Origin of the sequence: Bacillus sp. UNCCL81 (assembly GCF_900112535.1) — a bacterium.
Classification (GTDB): domain Bacteria; phylum Bacillota; class Bacilli; order Bacillales; family Bacillaceae_G; genus Gottfriedia; species Gottfriedia luciferensis_B.
The window spans coordinates 338,638-353,923 of record NZ_FOMF01000003.1 but is presented as its reverse complement, the minus strand read 5'-3'; the positions used below and the strand labels follow the sequence as shown (position 1 = coordinate 353,923).

Annotated in this window: 13 protein-coding genes; 3 read left to right on the top strand and 10 right to left on the bottom strand. The window is 33.0% G+C overall.

Annotated elements, in window-relative coordinates:
• The first annotated feature begins 219 nt into the window (after positions 1-219).
• Positions 220-741 (top strand): hypothetical protein, encoded by a 522-nt coding sequence (locus tag BM319_RS07520; RefSeq protein WP_091022060.1) that lies wholly within the window; start codon positions 220-222, stop codon positions 739-741.
• 226 nt (positions 742-967) lie between these two features.
• Here BM319_RS07520 and BM319_RS07515 read toward each other — a convergent pair whose 3' ends face one another.
• The 6 genes from BM319_RS07515 to cyoE all read right to left on the bottom strand — a co-directional run bounded on the left by BM319_RS07515 (position 968) and on the right by cyoE (position 6,496).
• The gene (locus BM319_RS07515; RefSeq protein WP_069035566.1) at positions 968-1,327 is read right to left on the bottom strand and encodes a hypothetical protein; all 360 of its coding nucleotides are present in this window, start codon (positions 1,325-1,327) and stop codon (positions 968-970) included.
• 218 nt (positions 1,328-1,545) lie between these two features.
• Positions 1,546-1,884 carry a cytochrome c oxidase subunit IVB gene (ctaF, locus tag BM319_RS07510; protein ID WP_069035565.1) on the bottom strand — a complete coding sequence of 113 codons (339 nt, stop codon included), beginning with the start codon at positions 1,882-1,884 and terminating at the stop codon, positions 1,546-1,548.
• A gap of 4 nt (positions 1,885-1,888) precedes the next feature.
• Entirely contained in the window at positions 1,889-2,512 is a 624-nt protein-coding gene (locus tag BM319_RS07505; protein ID WP_069035564.1) for a cytochrome (ubi)quinol oxidase subunit III, read from the bottom strand.
• Entirely contained in the window at positions 2,512-4,368 is a 1,857-nt protein-coding gene (ctaD, locus tag BM319_RS07500; protein WP_069035563.1) for a cytochrome c oxidase subunit I, read from the bottom strand. The genes BM319_RS07505 and ctaD overlap by 1 nt, the downstream gene beginning before the upstream one ends.
• A gap of 32 nt (positions 4,369-4,400) precedes the next feature.
• Positions 4,401-5,441: a cytochrome c oxidase subunit II gene (gene coxB, locus BM319_RS07495; RefSeq protein WP_069035562.1), complete on the bottom strand. Its 1,041-nt coding sequence runs from the start codon at positions 5,439-5,441 to the stop codon at positions 4,401-4,403.
• A 95-nt stretch (positions 5,442-5,536) separates the two neighbouring features.
• The gene (cyoE, locus tag BM319_RS07490; protein WP_084007051.1) at positions 5,537-6,496 is read right to left on the bottom strand and encodes a heme o synthase; all 960 of its coding nucleotides are present in this window, start codon (positions 6,494-6,496) and stop codon (positions 5,537-5,539) included.
• A 360-nt stretch (positions 6,497-6,856) separates the two neighbouring features.
• On the opposite strand from cyoE, the gene BM319_RS07485 reads away from it, so the two are divergent.
• Positions 6,857-7,792, top strand: coding sequence for a COX15/CtaA family protein (locus BM319_RS07485; RefSeq protein WP_091022058.1), 936 nt, complete (start codon positions 6,857-6,859; stop codon positions 7,790-7,792).
• 119 nt (positions 7,793-7,911) lie between these two features.
• Here the strand turns inward: BM319_RS07485 and pyc are convergent, their stop codons facing one another.
• The 3 genes from pyc to BM319_RS07470 form a co-directional block, all read right to left on the bottom strand.
• Positions 7,912-11,361 (bottom strand): pyruvate carboxylase, encoded by a 3,450-nt coding sequence (pyc, locus tag BM319_RS07480; RefSeq protein WP_091022056.1) that lies wholly within the window; start codon positions 11,359-11,361, stop codon positions 7,912-7,914.
• A gap of 80 nt (positions 11,362-11,441) precedes the next feature.
• Positions 11,442-12,584 (bottom strand): FtsW/RodA/SpoVE family cell cycle protein, encoded by a 1,143-nt coding sequence (locus BM319_RS07475; RefSeq protein WP_069035559.1) that lies wholly within the window; start codon positions 12,582-12,584, stop codon positions 11,442-11,444.
• A 176-nt stretch (positions 12,585-12,760) separates the two neighbouring features.
• On the bottom strand, positions 12,761-13,051 hold the full coding sequence (locus tag BM319_RS07470; RefSeq protein WP_069035558.1) for an Fpa/YlaN family protein: 291 nt from the start codon (positions 13,049-13,051) through the stop codon (positions 12,761-12,763).
• A gap of 332 nt (positions 13,052-13,383) precedes the next feature.
• On the opposite strand from BM319_RS07470, the gene BM319_RS07465 reads away from it, so the two are divergent.
• Positions 13,384-13,872, top strand: coding sequence for a hypothetical protein (locus tag BM319_RS07465; RefSeq protein ID WP_091022053.1), 489 nt, complete (start codon positions 13,384-13,386; stop codon positions 13,870-13,872).
• Between the two features lie 67 nt (positions 13,873-13,939).
• Here BM319_RS07465 and BM319_RS07460 read toward each other — a convergent pair whose 3' ends face one another.
• Positions 13,940-15,268, bottom strand: coding sequence for a PhoH family protein (locus BM319_RS07460; RefSeq protein WP_056468520.1), 1,329 nt, complete (start codon positions 15,266-15,268; stop codon positions 13,940-13,942).
• Positions 15,269-15,286: the final 18 nt, after the last annotated feature.

Sequence of the window (15,286 nt, the reverse complement as noted above, 5' to 3'; positions counted from 1 at the left end):
ACATTCATCTCCCACCTATTACTGGTGTTATCACACCTTCACCATAATTGAGGAAGGAGTCTTCTGTCGGATAATGATAAAAATCTCCATAGTTGAGTTGGCTCATTGATTGACCACAAAGATAACATCAATGAAAATATATTATTCTCGTTAAGTATTTCTTTAGTAGTTTTGGGGATAATTTATAAGTCTAAAAAATTTTACTAGGAGGAAATATGATTGATTTACTACAATAGGTTTGGTACAAAAAGAGACTTAACAGTAAGTGAAGGCGATCGTGTAGAAATTATTAAAAGAAGTGACATTTATTGTATTAATGAGGAAGAGCCTATTTATCATTCTGGAACGATAACGAAAATTGATTATGAAGATTTAAATAGAGCGCCAGAAAAAGAAGCTGTTGGTATTTGGGTAAAATTTGATAAGGATAACGTATTTAATGATGGCGAAGAAGATCTTGTTGCATTAGCTGAGATAGAGGAATTGTTTAAGAAAAAATATGACATTGTTGGTTATGCTATGGTAAATGAAGGTGTTACATTAAGCATTACAGGAGAAGGTTTAGGAAAAATCATTAACTTCGATTACCAAGATGGAAGTTTACTTCCTGTATCAATACAAGATGCTAATGGAGTAGAAAAAGGAACTATTACTCAAGCTGATGAAGAATTAATTCAAGATCTCAAGCGTTATGGTACACCACAAAAATACTTTCATTATGTGCTTTCTCAATCTAAATAAGTTCTTCATACTGGCAACATTAAAAATCTTCAATTGTAGTTACTAAGGGCAAATTTACAAAAAAACTATAAGAATTATACAATCAATTAATATCATTTTCAAGGTATTACATAAAGGTTTCGAAATCAAAAAAGGCTCTTTCTTAAATAGCCTTTTTTTCTTACATATAATCTCGTTGAACTAACTCATGCGTTAGTTTCATTAAATATCAAATATTGGCATTGTCTCAATACCACCCAAAACCAAGTATGCCATTATCTAAATTACTTTCATTCCATTCTAAAATTCCTTCTCCTTCGACGATCCCTTGTTCTTCCATCTCTTTTTTATAGAACTTTATAATATCATTACGTTTTAAGTCATCCTCAGGTAATTCAACTAATAAGGAGTCAGCATAAGGTCCTCCTTCATCTTCAATACGGTCTTTTTCATCACTAATACCTACTACACACACTTTTCCTGCACCTAGTTCATAAAGTTTCTCGACAAAATTAATAGCGTTAATTGTTTCACCGAATCGATTAGTCGCAAATGCTGATGGATTATTATTACTCTTAAGCCACTCTAGTGCTTCAATTTTTTTCAATCAAATCATTCCACCTTATTGTAATTTTACGTTTATGTTAGGATTTTGATATAAAAGATAAATCTCCTGCAAAATAGACCCTTTTTAATGTGTTTTTAAAGTTCTATAATACAATGTTTCTTATTGAACTAATCTGCAAGTAAGTCCCACAAAATATCAACAAACTACATAAACAAACATAAAAAAAGGAAGTGAATTTAATTCACTTCCTTTTTACATCATAACCAGATTAATGTTAAGAATGTTAAAAGTGTAATTACAGCAACCGTAAGTCCTGAATATAGGAAAAATGCTTGTGTGCTGTGACCTTTATTTTTCATGTGCATGAAGTAATAAAGTTGGAACACTAGTTGTACTACAGCAAGTAATAAAATAAATGGTACTGTAAAGTATGGGTCCATTTTATCTCTGTATAATACTGCTGCGAATGATGCAAGTGTTAAAACGATCATTAATGCAAATGAAATTAATTGCTGTTTCATTTCTTCTGCATGTTTACGTCTGTGATACTTTATTTCAACTTGATTTCTTTGATGAGAGTTTGTATTTGTACCCATTTTCTTATCCCACCATTCCCATTAAGTATACTACTGTAAAGATGAAAATCCATACTACGTCAATGAAGTGCCAGTATAAACTTGCAATATAAAACTTCGGAGCGTTGTATAAATTTAAACCTCTTCCACCATTTCGAAGCATTAAAGTAGTGATCCAAAGTAAACCAACAAATACGTGGGCACCATGAGTACCTACTAATGTATAGAATGAAGAACCAAATGCACTACTCTTAATTGTAAAATGATATTCGTGCATATAGTGTCTAAATTCGTAAATTTCTAACAATAAAAATCCTAGACCTAATAAAACTGTAATTCCTAACCATAGCATCATCTTTTTGTGTTCAAAGTTTTTCATGTGGTACATAGCGTAAACACTTGTAAGAGATGATGTTAAAAGTAACATTGTAGCAATGAATACTAATTTTGGTTCGAACATTTCTGCAGCACTTGCTCCACCAGCAGTAGAGTTTCTTAAAGCTAAGAAAGTACCAAATAATGATGCGAATAATACAGTTTCTCCACCAAGAAATAGCCAGAATGCTAAGAACTTATTTTTACCTTCTTCTGTAGCTTTTTCAGGGTTATGAGGAAACGTTTCAGCTGTAAATTTTTGATTCATTTCCATTATGCCTCAACCCCCTCATCAGCTATGTCTTCTTTATGGATATGGAATCCATGATCATCAATCCAAGAACGTAAGAACATTGAACCGAATGTAATAACTAAGCCAAGAATTAAAACACCAACTGCAGTGTGATTCTTAAGTTGGTCATTATACAATGCCCCAAATGCTGCAATAAATAAGCCAACTGACATAACAAACGGTAAAATAGATGAGTTTGGCATATGAATATCACCTAGTGGTTCAGCAGGTGTCATTTTGCCGTCTCCTTCTATTTTTTCTACCCATAGAGCGTCTAATCCACGTACATATGGAATTTGAGCAAAGTTATATTCTGGTGCAGGAGAAGGAATTGACCACTCAAGTGTACGACCTACACCCCATGCATCTCCAGCAGCTTTCTTACCTTTAATTGCTGTATAAACTACGTTGATTAACATAACGATTGTAGCTAGACCCATGAACATTGCTCCGATTGAGCTGATCATGTTTCCTGTATCTAAGCCTTGTCCAGGTAAATATGTAAAGTAACGACGAGGCATACCCATTAAACCTAAGAAATGTTGGATAAAGAATGTTAAATGGAAACCAATAAAGAATAAAAAGAATGTAATTTTACCTAATGTTTCATTTAAGATTTTACCAAACATTTTTGGCCACCAGTAATGTGCACCGGCAAATAGACCAAATACTACCCCACCTACGATTACGTAGTGGAAGTGAGCTACTACGAAATAACTATCATGGAATTGATAGTCAGCAGGAGCTGCAGCGTTCATAATACCAGTTACCCCACCTAGAACGAATGATGGAATAAATGCAACTGACCAAAGCATTGGTGTTGTAAAACGAATTTGTCCGCCCCACATTGTTAATAACCAGTTAAAGATTTTAACCCCTGTAGGAACTGCAATTGCCATTGTTGCAACAGCGAAAATTGCATTTGCTACTGCACCAAGACCGTCTGTAAACATATGGTGAGCCCATACCATGAATCCTAAGAAACCAATTAAAACTGTTGCGAATACCATTGAAGAGTAACCGAATAAACGTTTCTTTGAAAATGCTGGAATGATATCTGAGAAGATACCAAATGCCGGTAATATAAGAATGTAAACCTCTGGATGTCCGAAAATCCAGAATAAATGTTCAAAGATCATTGAGTTTCCACCTAAAGATGCATCAAAGAATGCAGTTCCAAATAGGCGGTCAAACATTAATAACGCTAACCCGATTGTTAATGCCGGGAACGCAAATAAAATAAGTGCTGATGTTACAAAAACTGTCCAAGTAAATAGTGGCATACGCATGTATGTTAACCCTGGAGCACGCATGTTAATAATCGTTGCTAAGAAGTTAATACCACCTGCTAATGTACCAATACCTGAAATTTGTAGACCTAATAAGTAGAAGTCTACACCATGTGATTTACTGTGTAGAGCTAGTGTCGCATATGAAGTCCAACCTGCGTCAGGCGCTCCACCTAAGAACCAACTTAGGTTTAAGAAAACTCCACCAACGAAGAATAACCAGAAACCTAAAGAATTTAAAAACGGGAAAGCTACGTCACGAGCACCAATTTGTAAAGGTACTACCGCGTTAAAAAATGCAAAGATCATCGGCATCGCCGCTAAGAAAATCATTGTTGTACCATGCATTGTTAATACTTGGTTATAAGCATCACCAACTAAAAATGTGTTGTCTGGCTTAATTAATTGTATACGAATAAATAACGCTTCCATCCCACCAACTAAGAAAAAGAATCCGCCTGCAATTAAATACAGGATTGCAATTTTCTTATGGTCGACTGTCGTTAAGTAGTCCCACAATAGTGGTTTCTTTTTCGCTACAGAACTCACAGTATTACCCCCTTTGCTTCATATCCATTAATTTATTTTGCAATTTTTAAGCTAGTTAAGTATGCAGTTAATGCATCAATCTGATCAGCTGATAAGTCACCATATTTACCTGTCATAAGGTTTCCTGGCTTCATAGCTTCCGGATTTGTTAACCATTTTTTGATGTTTGCTTCATTATTTTTAGCAATACCAGCAACCATATCACGATCACCGAAGTTAGCTAAGTTTGGAGCAAGTCGTGCAGCAGGTGGTCTTGTATCATTTGCATCTGCAGCATGACAACCAATACAGCTTTGTTTGAAGATTTTTTCACCTTCTTGTGCATCTGCTGTTACAGCTTGACCTTTCTGATTCTTCATATCAGCTAACCACTTATCGTAATCGGCTTGACTTACAACTTTAACTTTAAATTGCATTAATGAATGTGAAGGACCACAAAACTCTGCACAGAATCCATTATATGTACCTTCTTTATCCGCTGAAAGCCACATTTTGTTTTCGCCTTCAACGTTTGTATCAAGCTTACCTGCTAATGATGGTACCCAGAATGAGTGTTTGATATCTTGACCTTTAAGGTTTAAGATAACTTTTTTACCAACTGGGATATACATGTCTTGAGAAGTAATGAATTTTTGTTTTGGATACTCAAATTCCCACCAGAAAAGATGAGCATTTACATTAATAACAATTGCATCTTTTTTCTTCTCATCTTTTGCTATTTGCTTCTCATCTGAAAGCTTAAACGTTTGTGATACTGTTGGTACTGCTAAAATAATAAGTAAAATAACAGGAATAATTGTCCAAAGAAGCTCTAAGAAATGATTACCTTCTACTTGCTTTGGAATAATATTCTCTTGACCTTTACGGTGACGATATTTCACGATTACGTAAAGGAAAAGAACTGTTACTACAGCAACAACGAATACCATGATCAACGTACTTAGCTTCATAAGATCGTATTGCATTTTTGCTACTTCACCTTGAGGATTCAGTGTAGATTGATTTGCATGTCCACATGCACTCAAAATAACTGCTATCAAGGAAATTAGCGAGACTAATCGCCAATGTTTCATAAGTATACTTCCCCCTCTTTCAATTTAAAGTGTTTCATTCTTATTTAAAAATAAGATTAAACAAACAATAAAAAAATCCCCCGTAATACCCCTAATTAAAACGAAATTGTAAACACAATCATTGACATAAATAGAAGAGTTAAATAGTTTATGGAGTATATAAACATCAGTTTAGAGAACTTTTGATCATCCTTTTGTTTATAACAATATAATCCTAAAATAACCCATCCAATATTCAATATTGTTGCAAAAATAATAAATGGTAAACCTAGAGCTTGCATGTAAAATGGCAGTGGTAATAAACATAATACCCAAATCATCACTTGACGTTTCGTCATTTCAAATCCGTAAACGACTGGTAGCATTGGAATTCCCGCTCTTTTGTATTCTTCAGAACGTCTCATCGCAAGTGCTAAGAAATGAGGTGGTTGCCATATAAACATGATTAAAAACAGCATCCAAGCAATTGGATGCAAATTCGCATCGATTGCTGCCCATCCAATTAATGGGGGTGCTGCACCAGATATACTACCTACTACTGTGTTTAACGTGTAATTACGTTTCGTCCAAAGAGTGTATAGTACGATATATGTAAATGCACCAATAAATGCATATACAACAGCCATTAAGGTTGTGAAAGCCATAAAAGTAAAGCCCACAATTAATAAAAGAATACCAATCGAAATTGTAACGCTTGGTTTAATATTACCGGTTACAGTCGGTCTGTTTTTCGTTCTCTCCATATACGGATCAATATCACGATCAATATAGTTATTGATTACACATGATCCCGCAATAATAAGTGATGAACCAATTACAGTAATAATTGCTTTTGGTAAATAATCTAATATATCTAATCCATTTATTTGGATTGCTAACCAGATACCTGTAAAAGTTGTCAGTATATTAGAGTTTACGATCCCTATTTTCATTAAAGAAAGTAAATCTTTCTTTAGTGAACTAGAAGGATGATTAGTTTCTTCGTTATTAGAAACATTATTAGCTAATTGTTCCAAGTCAATCCTCCTCTTTTTTTGCAAAACTTCATTTTTCATACCCATTTTTTAATGGTTCATAATGAGTTTTTAATTTAGACATACTTCTATTAAACTAAATTCAATGAAATTTTTGTGATAAATATATGAACAAATTGTGTACGTTTCAAAAAAATTTTAACGTAAACAGCCTATCTTTTCAATACTAAATACTATTTAATTATAAAATTAATTATTTCTATATTTCAAAAATGAATACATTCAAAGTTAAGAAAAAACAAATATTATGTCTAAATATGAAGGTTACCTTTGAATTTTATGTCGTAATCTTATATGATATAGAAGTATTATTTACAGAATAATTTTTTTAATAATTAAATTTTAAAATTATTATTATTTTATAAAAGTGGGTGGATATACTTGCTACGTGTTTTAAAAGGGGTATCGTTAATTACCTCATTCATTCTTTTAATTGTTTTATTGGGTGGTGCACTCGTAACAAAGACTAATTCTGGACTCGGTTGCGGAAGATCATGGCCTCTTTGTAAAGGTCAAATCATTCCTGATCATCTGACTATTCAAACTGTCATTGAATTATCTCATCGTGCAGCATCAGGCCTTGCTGGGATATTTGTTTTATTATTAGCAGTTCTTGCTTGTATTGTCATTCCTCATAAAAGAGAAACAAAGTTTTTAGCAATCATTTCTTGTATTTTTCTAGTTGCTCAAGCATTAATTGGGGCAGCCGCGGTTGTTTGGGGTCAAGTCCCAGCTGTAAAAGCAATTCATTTTGGTATTTCTCTAATTTGTTTTGCTGCTGTAGTCATGTTAACATTATTAATTTTCGAGCGTGATCGCAATTATCAAAAAAATTCTTTTTATGTCGGAAAAAGAATGAAATTTCATACTTACGGTTTATGGATTTATTCATACTTAGTAGTTTATACTGGCGCTCTTGTCCGTCACGAAAATGCTAGCTTAGCTTGTCCTAGCTGGCCATTATGTAGTAAAGCAAACAACGGTATTCCCACACAAGTTCATGAATGGATTCAAATGGGGCATCGATTCGCTGCATTTCTTTTATTCGTCTGGGTAATTATTGCTTTTGTACATGCTTATAAATACTATCGTAATGAGCGTGGCATTTATTTTGGATGGTTTGTATCTTTAATTCTTGTTACTCTTCAAGTAATTTGTGGAGCGGTTATAGTCTTTACAAACCTAAATATTTATGTTGCATTAACACATGCCATTTTAATTTCATGCTTGTTTGCAATATTTAGTTTCCAAAGTTTAGTTTGTACAAGAAGTAAAAGCTCAAATTCTGAGTTACTTCAAAATAAAAATATCTCATAAAAAAGGTATTTCTTCCACTTAATTGTAGAAGAAATACCTTTTTTTACATTTAAAATTAAAGCGAAGAAGAGATGTCCTTTTACTGCAACTTCTCTAACTTCGCTATACAATTGTACTTCTTATCTTTGATCTAGTTCTATTAGTAAATCACCTGTAGAAATACTCTCTCCTGATGTAATTAGAATGTCTCTTATGACACCAGTAAATGGAGATTGGACAGTAGTTTCCATTTTCATTGCTTCTGTAATTGCTAAAGTTTGACCTTTTTCAACTACATCTCCCTTTTTAACTAGTACATTTAAAACAGTACCTGGCATTGTTGCGTTAATATGGTTTGGATTACTAGTGTCCCCTTTTCTTTTTTGAACGACAGTAGATTTAATTGAGTAATCTTTAACCACTATTTCTCGAGGCTGACCATTTAATTCAAAGTATATTACTCTTGTTCCGTCAGGTTGAGCTTGACCAATCGAAACAAGTTTAACGATCAGTGTTTTACCACGTTCAATATCTACTTTAATTTCTTCATCCAGTCTCATTCCATGGAAGAAAGAAGGTGTATCAAGTACAGATAAGTCTCCATAGCTTTCTACATTTTTTTGATAGTCCATAAATACTTTAGGATATAGGCAATAAGCTAATATATCAAAATTAGTAACCTGGCGATTTAACGTCTTGAATAAATATTCCTCAACATCTTTAAAATCGATTGGTTTTAAAGACTCACCAGCTCTTTCAGTTAATGGCTGTCTGCCTTTTAAGATGATACGTTGTAAACTCTTTGGAAATCCTCCATGAGGTTGTCCTAATTTCCCTTCAAAAAATTCGATTACTGAATCAGGAAAATCGATATGTTCTCCTTTTTCATATACAGAATCTTCGTCTAAATTATTTTGAACCATAAACAAAGCCATATCTCCAACAACTTTTGAAGAAGGTGTTACTTTAACGACATCTCCAAATAGTTGATTTACCCTACCATACATATCCTTAACTTCTTCAAATCGGTCTCCTAAACCAACACCTTTAGCTTGTTGTTTTAAGTTAGAATACTGACCACCTGGCATTTCATGTTGATAAACCTCTGTATGTGGTGAAACCATACCACTTTCAAAACTACTATAATACTTACGAACGCCTTCCCAGTATGTTGATAACTGTTCTAAGCCGTTAATATTTAAGTTTGTCTCGTTATTTGAACCTTTTAGAGCATAATATAAACTATTTGCACTTGGTTGAGAAGTTAAGCCAGACATACTTCCAATTGCGATGTCTACAACGTCTACGCCAGCTTCTATTGCTTTTACATATGTGTATAAACCATTTCCACTCGTATCATGAGTATGTAAGTGGATTGGTAGATCTACAGTATCCTTCAATTCACTAATTAACGTATAAGCAGCCTGAGGCTTTAATAGACCTGCCATGTCTTTAATAGCTAAAATATGTGCACCAGCCGATTCTAAATCCTTTGCAAGCTCTTTATAATACGCTAGATTATATTTTGTTCTAGTTGGGTCTAATATATCTCCTGTGTAACAGATCGATGCCTCAGCAAGCTTTCCACTCTCTCTTACAGCATCTATTGCAACTTCCATCCCTTTAATCCAATTTAGACTATCAAATATTCTAAATACATCGATTCCTGCTTGAGCCGATGCTTCAATAAACTTTTTAACAAGATTATCAGGGTAATTTTTATATCCAACTGCATTTGATCCACGTAAAAGCATTTGGAATAATACATTTGGAACTTGTTCTCTTAAATTTAATAATCTTTCCCATGGATCTTCATTTAAGAAACGGTACGCTACATCGAAAGTTGCTCCGCCCCACATTTCCATAGAGAATAAGTTAGGTAATAATTTTGATGTTTGTTCTGCTACTGTAATTAGGTCTTTTGAACGGATTCTCGTTGCAAGCAGTGATTGGTGAGCATCCCTAAACGTTGTATCTGTAAATAAAACATTCGGTTGATTTTTTAACCACTTCGAAAATTCATCCGCACCTAATTTATCTAGTAATTGTTTAGTTCCACTTTCAGCATTTTTTATATGATTTACATTTGGAATGATAATATCATCATAAGCTGGTTTTTCTTTAACCGATATACCTGGAAATCCATTCACTGTTACATTCCCGATATAATTTAATAATTTTGTTCCGCGGTCTCTTCTTTTTGCAAAAACAAATAATTCCGGAGATGAATCGACAAATGAAGTATTATACTCACCAGATAAGAAATCTGGGTGTGTCGTAACATTTTCTAAAAATGGAATATTTGTTTTAATCCCACGGATACGGAATTCTTTTAAATTTCGATTTAACTTCGCAATTGCGCCTTCGAATGTCAATGCATGAGTTGTAACTTTTACTAATAATGAATCATAGTAAGGTGTAATAACAGCACCTTGGAAGCTGTTACCAGTGTCTAATCTTACACCAAAACCTCCACCTGAACGATATGCCATAATTTTTCCTGTATCAGGCATAAAATTATTTAGTGGGTCCTCCGTTGTAACACGTGCTTGAATCGCAAAACCAATTCTTGGAATCTCATCTTGTAATGGTATTCCTACTTTATCACTATGTAAACTATTACCTTGTGCAATTAAGATCTGTGTTTGAACAATATCAATTCCTGTAATCATTTCAGTAATTGTATGTTCAACCTGTACGCGTGGATTAACCTCAATAAAATAAAAATCATTACCAGAAACTAAAAATTCAACTGTACCAGCGTTAACATATTCTACTTCTTTCATCAATTGAACAGCCGCGTCGCAAATTCTATTTCTTAAATCTTCACTAATCGAAGTACATGGTGCAACTTCAACTAATTTTTGATGTCTTCTTTGAATTGAACAATCGCGTTCAAACAAATGAATGATATTCCCTTGGTTATCCCCTAATATTTGAACTTCAATATGCTTTGGATTTTCAATAAACTTCTCAACATAAACTTCATCATTACCAAAAGCAGCTTTTGCTTCAGACTTAGCACGCTCGTATGCATCTTTTACTCCTGCATTCGTACGGACAATCCTCATTCCACGACCGCCACCACCTAGAGCAGCTTTAATAATAATCGGGAATCCATAAGTTTCACCAAATTCCTTTACATCATCCAATGAGTTTACTGGACCATTACTCCCAGGAATGATTGGCAAATTAGCTTGAAGAGCTTGCTTCTTTGCTTTAATTTTATCTCCAAAAATATCTAAGTGTCTTGAATATGGTCCGATAAAAATAATTCCCTCTTCTTCACATCTTTGAGCAAATTTAATATTTTCTGATAAGAATCCATATCCTGGATGAATTGCATCTACATCGTTTTTCTTTGCAATTTCAATAATACCTTCAATATCTAGATAAGCATCAATTGGCTTTTTACCTTTTCCAACTATATATGCTTCGTCAGCTTTATAACGGTGATATGACCCTTCATCTTCTTTAGAATAAATACCAACTGTTCTAATTCCTAACTCAGTGCAAGCTCGAAATACTCGAATTGCAATTTCACCTCGGTTAGCAACAAGAACTTTTTTAATCTGTTTCGTGTAAGTCATTTGTAAGCCTCCTGTATTTATGAAAGATAATTATCAATAAATTAAGAATAAACTTTTTTCAAAATGCATTTTTGAAGATCTTATAAAGTTTCTTTATGAATCTTATTTCGTATTGAAATATTCATTAAAATACCAACCATCGAAAGCATAACGATTAATGAAGTTCCTCCATAACTAACAAAAGGTAACGGAACACCCGTAAGTGGAATTAACGAAGTGACTCCTCCAATATTTATAAATGATTGAATGACGATGATTGCACTAATCCCTGTAGCTAATAATGAATCAAAAGAATCCTTTGATTGATGAGCTATTAACAATCCACGCCAAACAATTATGAATATACATAAAATAACTACAATTACTCCTATTAAACCTGTTTCTTCACCGATTATTGCTAGAATAAAGTCGGTATGAGGTTCAGGTAAATAACCTAATTTTTGAATACTTTTACCTAATCCAACTCCAGTAAGTCCACCATTGGCAAATGCGATTAGTGAATTTACGATTTGAAATCCGATTCCTTGTGCATAGTCAAAAGGATTTCGGAAAGCTAAAAATCGATTAACTTGTACATCTGTTAAACCGATCCCTAAACTGATACAAATACTAATTAATGGATATAGTAATCCAATGCCACCAACGAATAAGAGAATTAATCTCTTTACAATAAAACCACTACAAAACGAAACGACAGCACAAGTACCGATTATTAATAAAGCTGTACCTGTATCCGGTTGTAATCTCAATAGAATGATATAAATAGCTACTATGCTCCATGGAGCAAATAGCATTTTCCAGTTCTTTGTAATTCGCTTTTGTCTTTTGGAGTACCATCCTGCTAATAGAACGATTGACCCTAATTTGATTAACTCAGCTGGTTGAATTCCAAATACCCAGCTTTTTGCATTATTTCTAACTTCACCAAAGAGTAGAACTGCAATAAGTAATCCTATACTTACCCCTATATTTAATATCATGGCAATTCTTTTTCTAAAGAAAGTTGCAGGTAGAAACATTAAAAAAACAAATGCAAACATCCCTACTTCAAATGCAATTAATTGCTTATGAAAGAAATAGTCACTTGGCCAATGTTCACTTTGATAACGAATGGATGGTAATGGTGAGCTTGCACTATACACCATAATTAATCCAAATAAACACAACACTAATAATGGAACAAAAATCATATAATCAATATTTTTCAAATATTTTTTTAACATTACTTAATCATCCCTGCTTTGATTAATTATACTTTATGTATTCAACTATTTTGCTAAATTCCCTTTTTAAATAAAAACATTGTAACATAGATTAATAGATTTATTACTTATAACAATTAAAAAAATTCACAAAAAAAAGCTCAAACATTTATTGTTTGAACTTTTGTTGCAAATAATTATTTATTCTTTTGATCTGTAAACGCTTCATGTAGAGCAGAAAGTTGACGCTCAAGTTCAGAAAGAAGTTCTCTTCCTTGTTCTGCTTCAATTAAACCTAAACGAGAAGCAAAATCAATCTCCCTTGATAATCCAAACATTTGAGTATCTAAAACCTCTTCATATAGAGGGCATTGTGGCATCGTTAAATGATCAAGTTGCACATTTATTAATTTTAATATTTTTTCAGCATCTTTTTTTAATAATTCAAATGCTTTGTCTTTGTAATCTGTTACAGCATCAGACCTCAATTTTCTCCCTCCGCTTCCGTACAAGCTATCTATTTAATATTATAGTTCTTTTTAGGAAAAATCAACTTAAATCAAAAGTTTTACAAATATGTATTTTAGAAAATTATATTTTTGCAACAGTTTATTTATTAGAGTTTTCTTATGTTAGGATGTAATTTTAAATAAAAATCTAATTTCTAAAATAAAAGAACGCTCTAGATAATCACTATAAAAAAGTTGAAAACATAAAAAAATCAAATGAAAATAAGTGCCAATATTGTTCAATTGTTTGTCTTTTTACTTAAAATAGTCGTACACTATAGTTAGACTTAGTACATAGAAGGGGTTTTGGTATGAGTGATGTTTTTCAATTAACAGGTAATGTGGAGTTTCCGTTAACGATTGATCCAAGTGTTTGGATTTTTGATGAAAGAAAGGTTAAGTTAGATAGTTTGTTAGCTGGTGATTTGAAAAAGGTTGATGAGCTTGAGCAATATACGAAAAGTGTTTCAAAGCATTGGGATCGTGAAATTGTTGAAGGTGCAAAGGTTGATAATAGCCCTTTATACGCTACTCAAAAAAAAGAATGGCTTAAGGAATCGTATGCAATGCCATTTTCATATTTTATAGATAATAGTAATCCGAAAAATCGTGATTCAGAAGTTACAATCGAAACAGAAGATGAATTAATAAAATTACCTTTTGAAACTGTATATGAAAGTTATTTAGCATTTTCATACAATGGCAAGAGAATCCTTGAAGATGGGCCAGTACATTTATATTTTGCTGATGGCACAAATAAAGAAACACCAATTACATCAATCAAGAAGATTATTTTATAGTTTAAAACAAAAGCAACATCTTACTGATCGATCTTGGTAAGATGTTGCTTTTGTAAGCATTTAATTATTACAATATATCCGCTGCAAGTTGGGCAATTGATGAACGTTCGCCTTTTATTAGTTTTACATGTCCACTTATTTTTTGATCTTTAAATTTTTCAACTACATATGTTAATCCATTGTTGTATTCATCTAAATATGGATGATCAATTTGTTCTGGATCCCCCATTAATACAATTTTACTCTTATCACCAACACGAGTTAAAATTGTTTTTACTTCATGCCTAGTTAGATTCTGTGCTTCATCTATAATAATAAATTGCTCTGGGATACTTCTACCTCTTATATAAGTTAAAGCTTCTACTTCAATTGAGCCCATTCCGGCTAATATCGCATCGAGTTCACCTGGTTTTTTTGTATTGAATAAGTATTCTAGGTTATCATAAATCGGTTGCATCCATGGACGAAGTTTTTCATCCTTTTCACCTGGTAAATAACCAAGATCTTTTCCAACTGGAACAATCGGTCTAGCAACTAATAACTTTTTATAGCTTTGCAGGTCCTCACTTTGCATTAAACCTGCTGCTAAAGCTAATAAAGTTTTTCCAGTTCCTGCTTTTCCAATCAATGTAACTAATGGTATATCGTCTCGAAGTAGTAATTCTAAGGCCATGGACTGTTGTGCATTTCTTGGTCTTATGCCCCAAATATGTTCATTCGAGAAAACAAATTTCTTAATTTTTGTACCTGTTTTATCTACAACTCCAAGAGCTGAACTCTTACCACCGAGAGCATCCTTTAATACGATGAATTGATTAGGATAAAATGGATGGTTCGCTATATCTGAAACAGGAAGTTCAGTTTTCTCGTAAAACTTGTTTAATAAATCTGTATTTATGTAATACTCTAGATAACCGGTATAAATATGATCAACTTCCACTACTCGATCACTTAAATAATCTTCAGCTAGTAAATTTAATGCATCCGCTTTTACACGAACTAATGTATCTTTACTAACTAAAATCACTGTTTTTCCACTTTCTTTTGCTTCTTCTTCAAGTGATAAGTTTTTTGCAACAGCTAAAATGCGATTATCATTCGTTTTTTCAACAAAGATCTCTTGCAATTGTTGAAATGAGCGATGATTTAATTCAATTCTAAACGAACCACCGTTTTCAAGAGGAATACTTTCATGTAATTTCCCTAGTTCTCGAAAGCTATCAATTAGTTTGGATACATACCTAGCATTACGACCAACTTCATCCATATATCTCTTCTTTGAGTCTACTTCCTCTAATACAACAGCTGGTACAACTACTTCATTATCTTCAAATGAAAAGATTGCTAGTGGGTCTTGCAGTAGTACATTGGTGTCGAGAACGTATATTTTACTCAATCCTTAACCTCCTGACTA

Bases quoted from the DNA above. Each gene is read 5' to 3' on its own strand.
- ctaF (WP_069035565.1), bottom strand. From the start codon at position 1,884: ATGGGTACAAATACAAACTCTCATCAAAGAAATCAAGTTGAAATAAAG.
- BM319_RS07505 (WP_069035564.1), bottom strand. From the start codon at position 2,512: ATGGAAATGAATCAAAAATTTACAGCTGAAACGTTTCCTCATAACCCT.
- coxB (WP_069035562.1), bottom strand. From the start codon at position 5,441: ATGAAACATTGGCGATTAGTCTCGCTAATTTCCTTGATAGCAGTTATT.
- cyoE (WP_084007051.1), bottom strand. From the start codon at position 6,496: ATGAAAAATGAAGTTTTGCAAAAAAAGAGGAGGATTGACTTGGAACAA.
- pyc (WP_091022056.1), bottom strand. From the start codon at position 11,361: ATGACTTACACGAAACAGATTAAAAAAGTTCTTGTTGCTAACCGAGGT.
- BM319_RS07475 (WP_069035559.1), bottom strand. From the start codon at position 12,584: ATGTTAAAAAAATATTTGAAAAATATTGATTATATGATTTTTGTTCCA.
- BM319_RS07465 (WP_091022053.1), top strand. From the start codon at position 13,384: ATGAGTGATGTTTTTCAATTAACAGGTAATGTGGAGTTTCCGTTAACG.